This window comes from Cupriavidus numazuensis (assembly GCF_905397435.1).
GTDB classification, from domain to species: domain Bacteria; phylum Pseudomonadota; class Gammaproteobacteria; order Burkholderiales; family Burkholderiaceae; genus Cupriavidus; species Cupriavidus numazuensis.
Window position 1 is genome coordinate 23,289 of record NZ_CAJPVI010000036.1, and the last position, 15,212, is coordinate 38,500.

A 15,212-nucleotide genomic window follows, 5' to 3' on the forward strand; every position below is an offset into this window, starting at 1 on the left:
TTGCGCGCGGGGCAGTCAGTTGTTGCCGTAGCTGAAGCGCCGAGCCAGCGCCAGCAGCGCATGTTCCAGCAGCAGGCCGATGATGCCGATCACGAAGATGGCGATGACGATGTGCTCGACCTTCAGGTTGTTCCATTCGTCCCACAGCCAGAAGCCGATGCCGGTGCCGCCAGTCAGCATCTCCGCGGCCACGATCACCAGCCATGCCGTGCCGATCGACAGCCGCACGCCGGTCAGCATGTACGGCAGCACGGCGGGGAACAGCACGCGCGTGAACACCTTCCATTCCGACAAGTCGAGCACGCGCGCCACGTTCAGGTAGTCCTGCGGCACACGCGTGACGCCGACCGCGGTGTTGATCACCATCGGCCAGATCGAGCAGATGAAGATGGCCCAGATCGCGGCGGGGTTCGCAGCCTTGAACAGCAGCAGCCCGATCGGCAGCCATGCCAGCGGCGAAACCGGCCGCAGCAGGCTGATCACGGGCGACGCCATCGCGTTCAGGAAGGCGAAGCGTCCGAGGATGAAGCCCGCCGGGATGCCGATCAGCGCCGCAAGCCCGAAGCCAGCGCCGACGCGGGCAAGCGATGCCAGCACGTTCCAGCCTACGCCCTGGTCATTGGGGCCATTGCGGTAGAACGGATCGGCGAAGAGCGGCACGGCGGCGTTCCAGGTGGCGCCGGGCGTGGGAATAGCCGGGATCATTGTGGCGATGCCGTGCCAAGCCAGCACGAACAACGCGAAGCCCAGCAGCGGCGGCACGCCTTTCAGCACGACTGCGCGCAGCGCCTCGCGCCGTTCGGCACGGCGAGCCTGAGCTTCGATCTCCAGCGTACGTCGCCGCGCGCGTTCGCCGGCATCGGGGTCGGCCTTCAGGCCGGTGGCGCCTTCCGGCGCGGGTCTGGCGATGGCATTCACGTCTGGCTCCTTGGGTCAGGGGCAATCCGAAACAATGGCGGCAACTTGCGTATCAGGCCTTGATCTTGAAGCCGTCGGCGTAGGCCTTTGGGTCCTTGTTGGCATCCCACACCACACCGTCGATCAGCTTCGCGGTGCGGATGTCGCTCTTGGGCAGCGGCACCTGTGCCGCCGTAGCGGCCTGCTTGTAGATGTCGATGCGGTTGACCTGCCTTGCCACCGCCAGATAGTCGGGATGCTCCTTGAGCAGGCCCCAGCGCTTGTGCTGCGTCAGGAACCACATGCCGTCCGACAGGAACGGGAAGTTCGCCGAACCGTCCTGGTAGAACTTCATCGAGTCCGGGTCATCCCACGTCTTGCCCAGGCCATTGCTGTAGCGGCCCAGCATGCGGTCCAGGATGATGTCCATGTCGGTGTTGACGTAGGACTTGGCGGCGATGGTCTCGGCCGTCTTGCGGCGGTTCGACGCCGAGGCGTCGATGAACTTCGATGCCTCCAGCACCGCGGCCACCATGGCGCGCGCGGTGTTCGGGTACTTCTGCACGAATTCGGCGGTGGTGCCGAGCGTCTTCTCGGGATGATCCTTCCAGATCGCCTGCGTCGTTTCCACCGTGAAGCCGATCTTGTCGGCAATCGCGCGCGCGCCCCACGGCTCGCCCACGCAGAAGCCGTCCATATTGCCCACGCGCATGTTGGCGACCATCTGCGGCGGCGGCACGGTGATCGCCTTGGCATCCTGCATCGGGTTGATGCCGTTGGCCGCCAGCCAGTAGTAGAGCCACATGGCGTGCGTGCCGGTCGGGAAGGTCTGCGCGAAGGTGTATTCGCGCTTTTCCTTGCTCATCAGCGCTTTCAGGCTGGCGCCGTCCTTCGCACCTTTCTCGGCCAGCTTCGACGACAGCGTGATGGCCTGTCCGTTGTGGTTCAGGCTCATCAGCACGGCCATGTCCTTCTTCGGGCCGCCGATGCCGAGCTGCACACCATAGATCAGCCCGTACAGCACATGCGCCGCGTCGAGTTCGCCATTGACGAGCTTGTCGCGCACGCCGGCCCAGGATGCTTCCTTGCTCGGCGTAATCTTGATGCCGTACTTCTTGTCGAGCCCGAGCGTGGCTGCCATGACGACCGATGCGCAGTCGGTCAGCGGGATGAAGCCGATGCGTACCTCGGGTTTCTCGGGCGCATCCGACCCCGCCGCCCACGCCCCGGCACGCACCAGCGGATCGACCAGCGTCATCACGCTGGCCCCGGCGATCGAGGCCAGCGCACGGCGGCGGCCGCTGCTCGCCGGCGCCGCGTCGGCGGAGGCGAGAGTGGTGTCGACTGCGGCGGGCAGCGGTTTGGCAATCCTGAGGCGAGAGGGCATTGCTGGGCTCCAAGAAAAAAGCGTCCCGATCCACAGCCCGTTTCGCCAGAAGACGGGTGCGGTTCAGGACGCCGTTGTCCGTGGCGTGGCGCGGCCCGCGTTGGCCATGCCCGCCGTAATTGTGATCGGCCCTCGTTGGCCGACGCATCGATAACGCAATGGCTGTGCCAACACACAAAGCGGTGGAAAAGGGGACTTCGCGGACGAGTGATACCCGCCGGCCTCGCAGGCCGGGCCGGGAGAGCGCGCTGCAGTTAATGAGCAGCGCCAGAATTGTGCATTGCACCAGTCGCGTGCCGCGCGGGCACCGGTTGCGGATGCTCAGCCCATCACGTCGATCACGCGCTGGGCGGCATCCACAAGCTTGATGCCGCGTTCCATGGCCATGCTGCGCAGGCGCTTGTAGGCCTCATCCTCGGTAATGCCGCGCGCCTGCATGAGCAGGCCCTTGGCGCGCTCCACCACCTTGCGCTCGGCCAGCTTCAGCCGCGTGGCATCGAGTTCCGCGCGCAACTGCTGGTCGAGTTCGAAGCGCGCATAGGCGACGTCCAGCACGGTCTTGACGCGCTCGGCGCGCAGGCCGTCGACGATATAGGCCGTGATACCAGCCGACAGCGCGGCCTTGATGCGCTGGGCGTCGTCGTTATCGGTGAACAGTACGATCGGACGCGGCGCGTGCTGCGTGGACACGCACACATGCTCGACCGTATCGCGCGCGGCGGACTCGGACGCGATGATGATCAGGTCCGGCTGGCTGGCCGAGATGGCATCGGGCAGGCGTAGGTCGGCATCGACGATCTGGATGTCGGTGAATCCGGTGCTGACCAGGCCCGCGCGAATGGTTTCCACATTGAGCGGATCGGCGTCGTGCGGATCGCGCACCAGCAGGATGCGCAGCGTGCGGTTGGCTGGCGCGGCACCCTGCGGGGGCGGGCTCGGGCTGGACGAGGGAGGCGGGTGGCGGCGGGTCATGACTTGTCGTGGGTTGCCCCGTGTTATGCAAGATCCGCGCCGGGCGGTCAATCCGTCACGCCGGCTCGCACCCCGGGGGCTTACCCATAATCACTGTATGCCGTCGTACGCAGGCCGGCGGGCAGGTGTATGCTGTTGCCCTGCTGCGCCGGGCGGTGTCTGCTGGCGACACCGGTCGCTCGTGCGCAGGAATATCAGAAAAAGCCTGGAGAGATGCATGACCGAATTCGTTTTTGCCCCGCCGGCACCCGTTGGCGTGCCCGTGCGCGGCAGCAACGCAAGCTTCCCGGTGCGCCGCGTGTACTGCGTCGGCCGCAACTATGCCGCCCATGCCCGCGAAATGGGCTCGGACCCCGATCGCGAGCCGCCGTTCTTCTTCTGCAAGCCGTCGGACGCGGTCAGCTATGTGGCGGATGGCACCGAGGGCACGTTCCCGTATCCGCCGGGCACCAGCAACGTCCACTATGAAGTGGAACTGGTCGTGGCGATCGGCAAGGGCGGCAAGGACATTTCGGTCGAGCAGGCAGCCAGCCACGTGTTCGGCTACGCCGTGGGCCTCGACATGACGCGCCGCGACCTGCAGAACGAATCGAAGAAGACCGGTCGCCCCTGGGAGACCGGCAAGGCATTCGACCGTTCGGCTCCGATCGGCCCGATCGTGCCGGTGTCGGCCATCGGCCATCCGGAAAAGGGCGAAGTCACGCTGTCCGTCAACGGCGCCGAGAAGCAGCGCGGCGACCTCTCCGACCTGATCTGGTCCGTGCCGGAGATGGTGTCGTACCTGTCGAAGCTGTTCGAGCTGCAGCCCGGCGACCTGATCTTCAGTGGCACGCCCGAAGGCGTGGGTCCGGTGGTCAAGGGCGACGTCATGCAGTGCCACGTCGGCGGCGTGGGCGACCTGACTATCAAGGTGGTCTGACCCGATGAAGCTCTACAGCTATTTCCGCAGCTCGGCGTCCTACCGCGTGCGTATCGCGCTGGAGCTAAAGGGCCTGCCGTACGAGTATGTGCCCGTGCATCTGCTCAAGGACGGCGGCCAGCAGCTCCTGCCCGAGTTCCGCGCGGTGAATCCCGACGGTCTCGTGCCGGCGCTGGTGCTGGACGACGGCAATGTGCTGCAGCAGTCCGTGGCCATGATCGAGTACCTGGACGAGATCCATCCCGAACCGAAACTGCTGCCCGGCAATGCGCTCGACCGCGCCTACGTGCGCGGCCTCGCGCTCGAGGTTGCCTGCGAGATCCATCCGCTGAACAACCTGCGCGTGCTGAAGTACATCAAGCGCACGCTGGGCGTCGCCGATGAGGCCAAGGACGGGTGGTACCGTCACTGGATCGAACTGGGCTTCGCCTCGTTCGAAGCCAACCTGGAGCGCCAGGGCAAGGCCGGCCGCTTCTGCTTCGGCGACACGCCGACGCTGGCCGATATCTGCCTGGTGCCGCAGGTCTTCAACGCGCAGCGCTTCAATATCGACGTGAGCCGCTATCCGACCATCGCGCGTATCTACGAAGCGTGCATGGAGCTGCCGGCCTTCCAGAAGGCGCAGCCGAAGGATCAGCCTGACGCGGAGTGATTCGCCGCGTCAGCCAAAAAAAACGCCCCGGGTTTGCCGGGGCGTTTTTTATTCGGGCGATACCATCAGCCGAGCAGCGCGTCGGCAAACTCCTCTGCCTTGAACGGCTGCAGATCCTCGACCTTTTCCCCGACGCCGATGAAATAAACCGGCACCGGCCGCTGGCGCGCGATGGCCGCGAGGATGCCGCCCTTGGCCGTGCCGTCGAGCTTGGTCACGATCAGGCCGGTCAGGCCGAGCGCGTCATCGAACGCGCGCGTCTGCGCCAGCGCGTTCTGGCCAGTATTGGCGTCGATCACCAGCAGCACCTCGTGCGGGGCCGTGGGCATGGCCTTGCTGATCACGCGCTTGACCTTCTTGAGCTCTTCCATCAGGTGGAGCTGCGTGGGCAGGCGGCCGGCGGTGTCGGCCATCACGATGTCGATGCCGCGCGCACGCGCTGCGTTGACCGCGTCGAAGATCACCGCGGCCGGATCGCCACTTTCCTGCGCGACCACGGTGACGTTGTTGCGCTCGCCCCAGATGGTGAGCTGCTCGCGCGCGGCGGCGCGGAAGGTGTCGCCGGCGGCCAGCAGCACGGACTGGCCGTAGTGCTGGAAGTGCTTGCACAGCTTGCCGATGCTGGTGGTCTTGCCGGCGCCGTTGACGCCCGCGATCATCATCACCAGCGGCTGCTCGCGGCCCAGCTCCATGGTCTTTTCCAGCGGCCGCAGCAGCTGGATCAGCAGGTCGCGCAGCGCGGCCTTGACGCCTTCGGCCGATTCGATGCGATCGCTGCGCACACGCTTGCGCAGCTCACCGAGCAGGTATTCGGTTGCCTCGACGCCGGCGTCGGCCATCAGCAGCGCGGTTTCGAGCTCTTCGAACAGCGCCTCGTCGACCTTCATGCCGACAAACAGCGTGCTGATATTGCGGCTGGTCTTGGACAGGCCCGTGCGCAGGCGCTGCATCCAGCCCCGGCGGGCTTCGGCGGTCTGGGCCGGGGCCAGGGTCAGCTCCATCTCCGCGGCGGCGGCCGGCGTGGCTGCCGCAGCAGGAAAGGCTGGCGCGGCAGGGGGCACCGGAGCCGCGGCGAGCGACGGATCGGGACTGGCGACGGGGACGGCAGCAGGGGCGGCCACAGGAGCCGGGGCAGGGGCCGGAATCGGGGCCGGAATCGGGGCCGTAGCGGGGGCCGAGGCGGGCGGTTCTGCCGGCGCAGGGGCTGGCTCGGCCTTGCGCTTCTTCCAGAAACTAAACATTGGGGAAAGGGGTCAATACCCCGTCAGGATCGGCCGCCGTCCGGCGGCGCGTTAATCATCCGGGCCGTACGCAATATCCGCTCGCACCGTCAGCCTGTCGTTGTGGTGCGTTGCCGCTATTGCGTATAGTTCGTAACACAGCGGATTCATGAGCACATGAATCGATCGGCAAAATTCTAACAGACGGGGTTGCATGGACCATCGCACTATCGTGACCGGAACGGGCGGTACCCGCCCTGAACCCATTCCCGCCCCTGCCGAATGCCGGGCGCGCCTGGAACGCCTGGCACGGCGGGCGCTGCCGGTCCTGCTGCTGGCCGCGCTGCCCTGGACTGCCGGCGCGCAGGCGCCTCGCACCGTCGCTTCGCCCATGCCATCCGGGCAGACCGCCCCGGTCGACGCCACGGCACAGGGCACCACGGAATACAAGCTGTCCAACGGACTGCGCCTGATCGTCAAGGAAGACCACCGCGCGCCCACGGTGGCGCACCAGATCTGGTACCGCGTCGGCGGCATTGACGAGGTCAGCGGCACCACCGGTGTTGCCCACATGCTCGAACACATGATGTTCAAGGGCACGCCGAAGGTCGGCGTGGGCGAATTCTCCAAGCAGGTCGCCGCGCTGGGCGGCCGCGAGAACGCCATGACCAACCGCGACTTCACGCTGTATTACCAGCAGATCGGCAAGCAGTACCTGCCGAAGATGATGGAGCTCGAAGCCGACCGCATGGCGAACCTCATCTTCAACAAGGGCGAGTTCGACCGCGAGATGAAGGTGGTGATGGAAGAGCGCCGCCTGCGCACCGACGACTCCGCGCGCGGCACGGTCTACGAGCAGTTGCTGGCCAACGTCTATGTCGCCGCGCCGTACCGGCATCCGGTGATCGGGTGGATGGACGACCTCGTCAATATGCGCCTGGAAGACGTCCAGTCCTGGTACCGGAGCTGGTACGTGCCGAATAACGCCACGGTAATCGTGACCGGCGACGTCAATCCGGCCGAAGTCCGTGCCCTGGCCGAGCGCTACTACGGCAAGCTCAAGCCGCGCCCGCTGCCGCTGCGCAAGGAGCAGATCGACCCGCCGCAACTGGGCATCAAGCGAGTCTGGGTCAAGGCCCCGGCCGAGAACCCGTACATGGTGATGGCCTACAAGGTGCCGCGCCTGCGCGACGTGGAGAAGGACGTCGATCCCTATGCGCTCGAAGTCCTGGCCGCGGTGCTCAACGGTTACGACAACGCGCGCCTGACGCGCGAACTGGTGCGCGAGCAGCGCCTGGCCGACGACGTCAACGTCGGCTACGACAGCATCAACCGCGGCAATTCGCTGTTCGTGCTCGACGGCACGCCGGCCGATGGCCATACCACCGACCAGATCGAAGCTGCGCTGCGCGAGGAAATCCAGCGTATCGCCAAAAACGGTGTTTCGCCCGAAGAGCTCAAGCGCGTCAAGGCGCAGGTCGTGGCCAGCCAGATCTACAAGCGCGATTCCGTGTTCGGCCAGGGCATGGAGATCGGCGTGGCGGAGATCTCCGATATCTCGTGGCGCAATATTGACCGCATCCTCGACAAGATCAAGGAGGTCACGTCGGCGCAGGTCCAGGCCGTGGCCGCCAAGTATTTCACCGACGACAACCTGACCGTGGCCACGCTGTTGCCGCAGCCGATCGATCCCAACAAGCCCAAGGCCAAGGCGCCCGAAGGCCTGCGCCACTGAGGAGCCACGCATGTCCCTGTCGGAAATGAGCGAGATCAGTGAGATGAGCGAGACGACCATTCTTTCGCCGCGCGCGCTGCGCCGGCTGGCCGGTGCAGCCCTGGGCGCACTGGCGCTGCTGGCGACGCAATGCGCGCTGGCTGCCATTCCCATCGAACACTGGACTGCATCGACCGGCGCGCAGGTGTTCTACGTGCACAGCCCGTCGATCCCGATGCTCGATATCAATGTCGATTTCGATGCCGGCAGCCGCTATGACCCGTCCGGCAAGGCCGGACTCGCCACGCTCGCGGCGGCGCTGCTCGACAAGGGCGCTGCCGCGCGCAACGGCCAGCCGGCCCGCGACGAGGCGCAGATCGCCGACGCCTTTGCCGATACCGGCGCTGTCTTCGGCGGCGCGGCCGGGGGCGACCGTGGCGGCATCGGCATGCGCACGCTGACCGCGCAGCCGGAACTCGACCAGTCCGTGGCGCTGGCCATGCAGCTGATCCAGGCACCGACCTATCCGGATGCAGTTGTCGGGCGCGAGAAGCAGCGCCTGATCAGTGCGATCCGTGAAGCCGATGCCAAGCCCGGCGTGATCGCCGACAAGGCGCTGGCCAAGGCGATGTACCCGGGCCATCCGTACGGCGTGTCGGCCACGCCGGCGTCGGTGGAATCGATCTCGCGCGATGACATCGTCAAGTTTTGGCGCGACAACTACGGTGCGTCGCGTGCGGTGATCACGCTGATCGGCGCGATCGACCGCAAGCAGGCCGAGGCGATCGCCGAGAAGTTGACCAACGGACTGCCGCCGGGCAGTGCGGCGCCGACCATGCCGCAGGTGCAGATGACGATCCCGGCCAGCGAGCAGCGCGTGCCGCATCCGGCCCAGCAGGCCGCGGTGGTGACCGGCCAACCGTCGATGGCGCGCGGCGATCCCGATTATTTCGCGCTGCTGGTCGGCAACTACGTGCTGGGCGGCGGCGGCTTCAGCTCGCGCCTGACCGATGAAGTGCGCGAGAAGCGCGGACTTACCTACGGTGTGGACAGCTATTTCGCGCCGTCCAAGCAGGCGGGTCCGTTCGGCATCAGCCTGCAGACCAAGAAGGAACAAACCAACGAGGCGCTGGCGCTGGTGCGGCAGGTGCTGACCCGCTTTGTCAACGAAGGCCCGACCGAGGCCGAGCTCAAGGCGGCCAAGGACAATCTCGTCAACGGTTTCCCGCTGCGCATCGACAGCAACCGCAAGCTGCTGACGAATGTGGCCAATATCGGCTGGTACGGGCTGCCGCTGGACTATCTGGATACCTGGACGGGCCAGGTCGGCAAGGTCACGCGCCAGCAGGTGCAGGCGGCGTTCCAGCGCCACGTTCACCCGAACGCGATGGCCACGGTGATCGTCGGCGGCCCGGAGTAAGCATGCGCCGCCTTGTGTGGGGCCTGCCGCACGCAGCGCAGTTGGCGGTGATGGCTGAAGCGCCGACAGGCTCTACAATCACGGCATGAATTCGCGTACCCGATCTCCATCGCCCGCCGCGAGCGGGCGATCGTCTTCTCCGGCGCCACGTCAGGCGCCGTCCCAGGTCCGTATTATCGGTGGCCGCTGGAAGCGCACCTTGCTGCCTGTGCCCGATGCGCAAGGCTTGCGGCCGACGCCCGACCGCGTGCGGGAAACCCTGTTCAACTGGCTGGGCCAGGACTTGGCCGGGCTGAAATGCCTGGACCTGTTTGCGGGTTCGGGCGCACTCGGTTTCGAAGCGGCATCGCGCGGTGCCGAAGCCGTCACGCTGGTGGAATTCAACCCGCGTGTCGCCAAGCAGTTGCGCGACAACCAGTACCGGCTCGATGCCGCACACATGCGGGTGGTGCAGGGCGACGCATTCGCGATTGCCGCGCAGATGCCGGATGCCAGCTTCGACGTGATTTTCCTGGACCCGCCATTCGCCGAAGACTGGCTGCGGCCGGCGCTCGAGCATGCCGCGCGGCTGCTGCGCCCTGGCGGCGCGGTGTACGTGGAGACGGATCGTTCCCTGACTGGTGCCGATGCACCGGTGCCGGCGTCGCTGGAGATCGTCCGCCAGGCGCGGGCCGGTGCCGTGCACTTCCATCTTCTGCAGCACCGCGGCGCCGAGGCGGGCGCTGCGTAACGCCGGTAGCCGCACACGGTACGGTGCGGCGCACAGATCGACGCCTTCCAATTCACGGATTTAGGGTTACACTACGCCGCTGTTACAACGCTCGCGACGCATCAACCACCCGTCGGCAGCCGGCAGGCAAGGCGGTCCGGAAAAGGACCGGCAGCGGGCAGATCAAGGAGGAAGTATGGCCATCGCGGTCTACCCCGGTACGTTTGATCCCATGACCCGGGGGCACGAGGATCTGGTCCGCCGTGCGTCGAACATTTTCGACGAACTGGTGGTTGGCGTGGCGCACAGCCCCAACAAGCGCCCGTTTTTCTCGCTCGAAGAGCGCATCAGCATCGCCCGTGAAGTGCTGGGCCACTACCCCAACGTGCGCGTCGAGGGCTTTGCCGGACTGCTCAAGGATTTCGTCCGCAAGAACAATGCGCGCGTGATCGTGCGCGGCCTGCGCGCCGTGTCGGATTTCGAGTACGAGTTCCAGATGGCGGGCATGAACCGCTACCTGCTGCCGGACGTGGAAACCATGTTCCTGACGCCGTCCGACCAGTACCAGTTCATCTCCGGCACCTTCGTGCGCGAAATAGCCGTGCTTGGCGGCGACGTCAGCAAGTTCGTGTTCCCGTCGGTGGAGCGGTGGCTCGCTGAGAAAATCAGCAAACCGGAATAAAATACGGGTTTCAGACGCGTCGATCCGCGGCCAGTTCGGGCGCGGGCGCGTCCGCAGGAAGGAAACACCATGGCGCTACTGATCACCGACGACTGCATCAACTGCGACGTTTGTGAACCCGAGTGCCCGAACGAAGCCATTTCGATGGGGCCCGAGATCTATGAAATCGACCCCAACAAGTGCACTGAATGCGTTGGGCATTTCGACGAACCGCAGTGCCAGCAGGTTTGCCCGGTTGCATGCATTCCCAAGGACCCGAACCGCGTCGAGACCCATGAGGTCCTGATGCAACGGTACCGGCTGCTGACCGCCGCCAAGCACGCGGCCTGAGCACCCGGCGCAATCGGCAGGGTACAAGAACAAAGCCCCCGTCACCGCGAGGTAACGGGGGCTTTGCTTTTGGCGGCCGTGCACCGGCCGTGCGGCGTCAGGGTCAGCGCGCCACCGTGTGAAGTTGCGCCATGGCGCGTTCCGTATCGCCGCGGGCCAGCAGGCCGAGCGGATCGATGCTGCGGTCGATCGCTTCGTCGATTGCCTGCTGCTCCTCCTTGCGCGGTGGCTTGAGCACGAAGTTGACGACATCCTCGCGTCCCGCGCCGGCACCGCCGGGCAGGTTGCGCGGGTGGCCCACGCCGAGACGCAGACGCCAGAATTCCTGGGTGGTCAGATGGGCGGCAATGTCCTTCAGGCCATTGTGGCCGCCTGCGCCGCCGCCGCGCTTGAGCTTGGCGGCGCCCGGCGGCAGATCCATCTCGTCATGCGCGACGACGATCTCGTCGGGCAGGATCTTGTAGAAGCGGGCCAGCGATACCACGGCCAGGCCAGACCGGTTCATGAACGTGGAAGGCTTGAGCAGCCAGATGTCCTGATCCCACAGGCGCGCGCGGCCGGCCAGGCCGTGGAAACGGCCTTCCACGCGCAGCGTGGTGCCGCCCATGCGGGCAAGCTGGTCCACGAGCCAGAAGCCGGCGTTGTGGCGGGTGGCCTCGTATTCCGCACCGGGATTGCCGAGGCCGACGATGAGCTTGATCATGCGATGAACAGGGTTGGTTGGCGGCAGCAGTGCTGTCGTTTCCGCAGCCGCCAAGCATACGCCAAAAAAAACCGCCGGCATGACCGGCGGTTTTTCCGTCTTGCGGCCAGGCCGCAATACTAATGCTGCGTGGCAGCTTAGGCAGCCGGCGTTTCGCCTTCGCCTTCGCCTTCGGCAGCCGAAGCGGCACCAGCCGGCAGCGAGATGCTGGCGATGGCCGGGTTGTCGTCGCCGTGGATCACGACGGTCACGCCCTTCGGCAGCTTCAGGTCAGCCAGGTGCAGGGTCTGGCCCACTTCCATCGTGCCGACGTCCACTTCGATGAACTCGGGCAGGTCGGCCGGCAGGCACGACACTTCCAGGTCGTTCACGATGTGGTTGACCAGGCCGTGGCCCAGCTTCACGCCAGGAGCGGATTCCTGGTTCATGAAGTGCAGGGGCACCTTGACGTGGATCTTGTCGTTGGCCGACACGCGCTGGAAATCGACGTGCAGGACCAGCGGCTTGAACGGGTGCATCTGGAATGCACGCAGCAGGGCCTTTTCCGACTTGCCGGCGACTTCCAGGTCCAGGATCGACGAGTGGAAGGCTTCCTTCTTCAGGGCGTGCCACAGCGCGTTGTGATCCAGTTCGATCATCTTCGGATCGGCGGCGCCGCCATAGATGATGCCGGGGGTCTTGCCCGAATTGCGCAGGCGGCGGCTCGCACCCGTTCCCTGTACGCTACGCTCGAAAGCGACTACTTTCATGATGACTCCAAAGTAAAGAAGGCCGTCCGCGACCAGACAGCCTTGTTGTGGCGCACGCGAAATTGGTGCGCCGGTCACATCACGCTGATTGCGGGAAACACCCGCCATCAGCGCAGCAAAGCTTTAAATTCTATCAGGAACCCGCAAACAGCGACATGATCGAGTCGCCCTTGACGATACGCGTGAACGTTTCGGCCAGCAGCGGGGCGGTCGACAGCTGGCGGATCTTGCCGCACTTGGCTGCTTCTTCCGACAGCGGGATGGTGTCGCACACCACCACTTCGTCGAGCGCCGAGTCCGCGATGCGGGCAGCCGCGCCGCCGGACAGCACCGGGTGCGTGCAGTAGGCGAAGACCTTTTGCGCGCCGCGTTCCTTCAGCACCTGGGCCGCCTTGCACAGCGTGCCGCCGGTGTCGATCATGTCGTCCATGATCACGCAGTTGCGGCCATCGACTTCACCGATGATGTTCATCACTTCGGCCACGTTGGCCTTCGGACGACGCTTGTCGATGATCGCCAGGTCGCAGTTCAGTTCCTTGGCCAGCGCACGGGCACGGACCACGCCGCCGACGTCCGGCGACACGACCAGCAGGTCGCCGTAGTTCTTCTCGCGCAGGTCGCCCAGCAGTACTGGGGATGCGTAGATGTTGTCGACGGGGATATCGAAGAAGCCCTGGATCTGGTCAGCGTGCAGGTCCATCGTCAGCACGCGCTCGACACCAGCGACTTCCAGCATGTTGGCCACGACCTTGGCCGAGATCGCCACGCGCGCCGAACGCGGGCGGCGGTCCTGGCGGGCATAGCCGAAGTAGGGCATGGCGGCGGTGATGCTGCGTGCCGAGGCGCGCTTGAGCGCGTCGACCATCACCATCAGTTCCATCAGGTTGTCGTTGGTCGGCGCGCAGGTGGACTGCAGCACGATGACGTGCTTGCCGCGAACGTTTTCCTGGATGTCAACCTGAACTTCGCCGTCGGAGAAACGGCCTACGAGTGCCTTACCCAGCGGAATGCCGAGGTGCTGTACGACAGCCTCCGCGAGTTTGGGGTTGGCGTTGCCGGTAAATACCATCAAGCCTTCGCTGCTCATTCGGGGCACCTGTCTTGCTGCTGGGGGAGCTTGGTGTCACCGGCAAAAACCGGTGACTGATACTGAGCGTCGTAACGACACTATAGGAATGTAATGGCAGGGGAAGAAGGATTCGAACCTTCGAATGCCGGAATCAAAATCCGGTGCCTTGACCAACTTGGCGACTCCCCTACACAACCTTGCCGTTCTTCGTGGTACCTACTGCCATACCGCGCCGAACGATAACTTGCTACGCGAATGCTGCGAGCGGATGACATGCCAGACTGCGCACACACCTGCCATCCCACTCGGGAGGCAACCGCTTCAGAACCTTCTGCGCTGTTTGCTCGTCGGGAAAACGTGCAAACACACAGGCTCCGGAACCGGTCATCCTTGCATGCTGATTAAACTGCTTCAGCCATTCAAGGGCTCGGGCAACTTCGCCGAACTTCGCTGTTGCTATCGCTTCCAGGTCGTTGCGACCGAAAGAGAATTTGTTTGTGCAAGCAGCGAAGACCGCAATTATGGAGAGGGGTGTGTCCCTTGTCAAGCACTCGTCCGAAAAAATTTCTGCTGTCGGCACATGCTGTTTCGGATGGACGATCACGAACCAGCTGTCCGGCAGTTCCACGGGGGTCAGTTCCTCGCCCACGCCTTCCGCGAACGCGTTCTCGCCGAATACGAACACGGGCACGTCGGCGCCCAGCGCCAGCCCGATCCGCATGAGTTCGGCGCGCGGCAGGCCCAGGCCCCACAGGTGGTTCAGCGCGAGCAGCGTCGTGGCCGCGTCGGACGAGCCGCCGCCGATGCCACCGCCCATCGGCAGGATCTTGTCGATCGCGATGTCGGCGCCGAAGCGCGTGCCCGTGGCCTGCTGCAACGCGCGCGCGGCACGCACGACCAGGTCGGTCTCTGCCGGCACGCCCGGGATGTCGGTGGTGCGCGTCACGACGCCGTCGTCGCGGCGCCGGAAATGCAGCGTGTCGCACCAGTCGACCAGCTGGAATACCGTCTGCAGCGTGTGGTAGCCGTCCGGGCGCCGGCCCGTGACGTGCAGGAACAGGTTGAGCTTGGCTGGCGCCGGGCAGTCGCGCAGTTCCGGCGGCGGCAGGGTGGGGGCTGCGATCAATGCTGCGGTCAAGGTGCGTCCTCCGGATCGATCACGAGCTTCACGGCCAGCGGCGTGGGGCCGCCGTCGCGTTCCAGATCGATGCGGCGCGGCCGCGGGGCAGGCGCTTGCGTACCTGATGGTACTTCCTGCCAGGCCACATAGCGCACGCTCCAGCCGTCCTGTGCCAGCGTGGAAAGACGACCCTCGGCATCACGCGTGGATTTGGCCGGGCGGCCCGGCGCGGGCCGCCCGTGCAGCCAGTCGCGCATGCCGGCCACGGGCAGCGCGAAGCCGAGCGCTTCCTCAAGCAGGCTGTCGACTTCGGGCGCATTGCGCGGCGGCTTGTTGGGCAGATCCAGTGTCGCGCCCGATGGCGTGGCCGTGACCACGGCCAGTGTCTGGCCCAGCGGCGACAGCAGGTCGAGGCGTACGTTGCGGCCCTGTTCTTCCCAGCGGAAGCTGCCTTGCACACCTTCGTCGCGCCCGTAGCGGACATAGTTGGCCGAGAAGCGGCCGGTGTAGTGCTGGCTGGCGGAGCCTTCGCCGGCATCGAAGCCGCGCGAGGGCGCAATGCTGGCGCAGGCCGCCAGCAGCAGGGGCGCGCCGAGGCAAAGCAGGGCCAGGCGGCGGGATCGGTTCATGGTCGGCATTCAGGAAAGCGCGCCGCCCGCGCGGGGCGGC

The 15,212-nt window shown here is 65.7% G+C and carries 16 protein-coding genes and 1 tRNA gene; 7 read left to right on the forward strand and 10 right to left on the reverse strand.

Translation table 11 applies throughout. From position 1 onward, the window contains the following. Window positions 1-15 precede the first annotated feature (15 nt). The 3 genes from ntrB to KHO41_RS25650 all read right to left on the reverse strand — a co-directional run bounded on the left by ntrB (window position 16) and on the right by KHO41_RS25650 (window position 3,256). Window positions 16-918 carry a nitrate ABC transporter permease gene (gene ntrB, locus KHO41_RS25640; RefSeq protein ID WP_211956072.1) on the reverse strand — a complete coding sequence of 301 codons (903 nt, stop codon included), beginning with the start codon at window positions 916-918 and terminating at the stop codon, window positions 16-18. A 52-nt stretch (window positions 919-970) separates the two neighbouring features. Next, the gene (locus KHO41_RS25645) at window positions 971-2,284 is read right to left on the reverse strand and encodes a CmpA/NrtA family ABC transporter substrate-binding protein (RefSeq protein WP_211956073.1); all 1,314 of its coding nucleotides are present in this window, start codon (window positions 2,282-2,284) and stop codon (window positions 971-973) included. Window positions 2,285-2,605: 321 nt separating this feature from the next. Then, window positions 2,606-3,256 (reverse strand): ANTAR domain-containing response regulator, encoded by a 651-nt coding sequence (locus KHO41_RS25650; protein ID WP_211956074.1) that lies wholly within the window; start codon window positions 3,254-3,256, stop codon window positions 2,606-2,608. Between the two features lie 217 nt (window positions 3,257-3,473). On the opposite strand from KHO41_RS25650, the gene KHO41_RS25655 reads away from it, so the two are divergent. Both KHO41_RS25655 and maiA read left to right on the forward strand, forming a co-directional pair. Next, window positions 3,474-4,175, forward strand: a complete 702-nt coding sequence (locus KHO41_RS25655) for a fumarylacetoacetate hydrolase family protein (RefSeq protein WP_011296522.1) — start codon at window positions 3,474-3,476, stop codon at window positions 4,173-4,175. A 4-nt stretch (window positions 4,176-4,179) separates the two neighbouring features. After that, on the forward strand, window positions 4,180-4,827 hold the full coding sequence (gene maiA / locus KHO41_RS25660; RefSeq protein WP_211956075.1) for a maleylacetoacetate isomerase: 648 nt from the start codon (window positions 4,180-4,182) through the stop codon (window positions 4,825-4,827). 65 nt (window positions 4,828-4,892) lie between these two features. Here maiA and ftsY read toward each other — a convergent pair whose 3' ends face one another. Further along, complete coding sequence (gene ftsY / locus KHO41_RS25665; protein ID WP_211956076.1) at window positions 4,893-6,068, reverse strand: signal recognition particle-docking protein FtsY; 1,176 nt, start codon at window positions 6,066-6,068, stop codon at window positions 4,893-4,895. A 193-nt stretch (window positions 6,069-6,261) separates the two neighbouring features. On the opposite strand from ftsY, the gene KHO41_RS25670 reads away from it, so the two are divergent. From KHO41_RS25670 to KHO41_RS25690, 5 genes are all read left to right on the forward strand, one after another. Next, window positions 6,262-7,782 (forward strand): M16 family metallopeptidase, encoded by a 1,521-nt coding sequence (locus KHO41_RS25670; RefSeq protein WP_211956077.1) that lies wholly within the window; start codon window positions 6,262-6,264, stop codon window positions 7,780-7,782. A gap of 43 nt (window positions 7,783-7,825) precedes the next feature. Next, window positions 7,826-9,181 carry a M16 family metallopeptidase gene (locus KHO41_RS25675; RefSeq protein ID WP_211956126.1) on the forward strand — a complete coding sequence of 452 codons (1,356 nt, stop codon included), beginning with the start codon at window positions 7,826-7,828 and terminating at the stop codon, window positions 9,179-9,181. A gap of 85 nt (window positions 9,182-9,266) precedes the next feature. After that, window positions 9,267-9,911, forward strand: a complete 645-nt coding sequence (gene rsmD, locus KHO41_RS25680; RefSeq protein WP_211956078.1) for a 16S rRNA (guanine(966)-N(2))-methyltransferase RsmD — start codon at window positions 9,267-9,269, stop codon at window positions 9,909-9,911. 175 nt (window positions 9,912-10,086) lie between these two features. Next, window positions 10,087-10,572: a pantetheine-phosphate adenylyltransferase gene (gene coaD / locus KHO41_RS25685; RefSeq protein ID WP_011296528.1), complete on the forward strand. Its 486-nt coding sequence runs from the start codon at window positions 10,087-10,089 to the stop codon at window positions 10,570-10,572. A gap of 69 nt (window positions 10,573-10,641) precedes the next feature. After that, window positions 10,642-10,902, forward strand: coding sequence for a YfhL family 4Fe-4S dicluster ferredoxin (locus tag KHO41_RS25690; RefSeq protein ID WP_011296529.1), 261 nt, complete (start codon window positions 10,642-10,644; stop codon window positions 10,900-10,902). A 103-nt stretch (window positions 10,903-11,005) separates the two neighbouring features. On the opposite strand, the gene pth is transcribed toward KHO41_RS25690, so the two are convergent. The 6 genes from pth to lolB all read right to left on the reverse strand — a co-directional run bounded on the left by pth (window position 11,006) and on the right by lolB (window position 15,172). After that, window positions 11,006-11,605 carry an aminoacyl-tRNA hydrolase gene (gene pth / locus KHO41_RS25695; protein ID WP_211956079.1) on the reverse strand — a complete coding sequence of 200 codons (600 nt, stop codon included), beginning with the start codon at window positions 11,603-11,605 and terminating at the stop codon, window positions 11,006-11,008. Window positions 11,606-11,742: 137 nt separating this feature from the next. Continuing rightward, window positions 11,743-12,354 carry a 50S ribosomal protein L25/general stress protein Ctc gene (locus tag KHO41_RS25700; RefSeq protein ID WP_211956080.1) on the reverse strand — a complete coding sequence of 204 codons (612 nt, stop codon included), beginning with the start codon at window positions 12,352-12,354 and terminating at the stop codon, window positions 11,743-11,745. A 133-nt stretch (window positions 12,355-12,487) separates the two neighbouring features. Next, window positions 12,488-13,441 (reverse strand): ribose-phosphate pyrophosphokinase, encoded by a 954-nt coding sequence (locus KHO41_RS25705; protein ID WP_211947089.1) that lies wholly within the window; start codon window positions 13,439-13,441, stop codon window positions 12,488-12,490. Between the two features lie 94 nt (window positions 13,442-13,535). Next, a tRNA-Gln gene (locus KHO41_RS25710) sits at window positions 13,536-13,612 on the reverse strand. A gap of 58 nt (window positions 13,613-13,670) precedes the next feature. Further along, window positions 13,671-14,561 carry a 4-(cytidine 5'-diphospho)-2-C-methyl-D-erythritol kinase gene (gene ispE, locus KHO41_RS25715; protein WP_376989158.1) on the reverse strand — a complete coding sequence of 297 codons (891 nt, stop codon included), beginning with the start codon at window positions 14,559-14,561 and terminating at the stop codon, window positions 13,671-13,673. Then, window positions 14,558-15,172 (reverse strand): lipoprotein insertase outer membrane protein LolB, encoded by a 615-nt coding sequence (gene lolB, locus KHO41_RS25720; RefSeq protein WP_211956081.1) that lies wholly within the window; start codon window positions 15,170-15,172, stop codon window positions 14,558-14,560. The genes ispE and lolB overlap by 4 nt, the downstream gene beginning before the upstream one ends. Window positions 15,173-15,212: the final 40 nt, after the last annotated feature.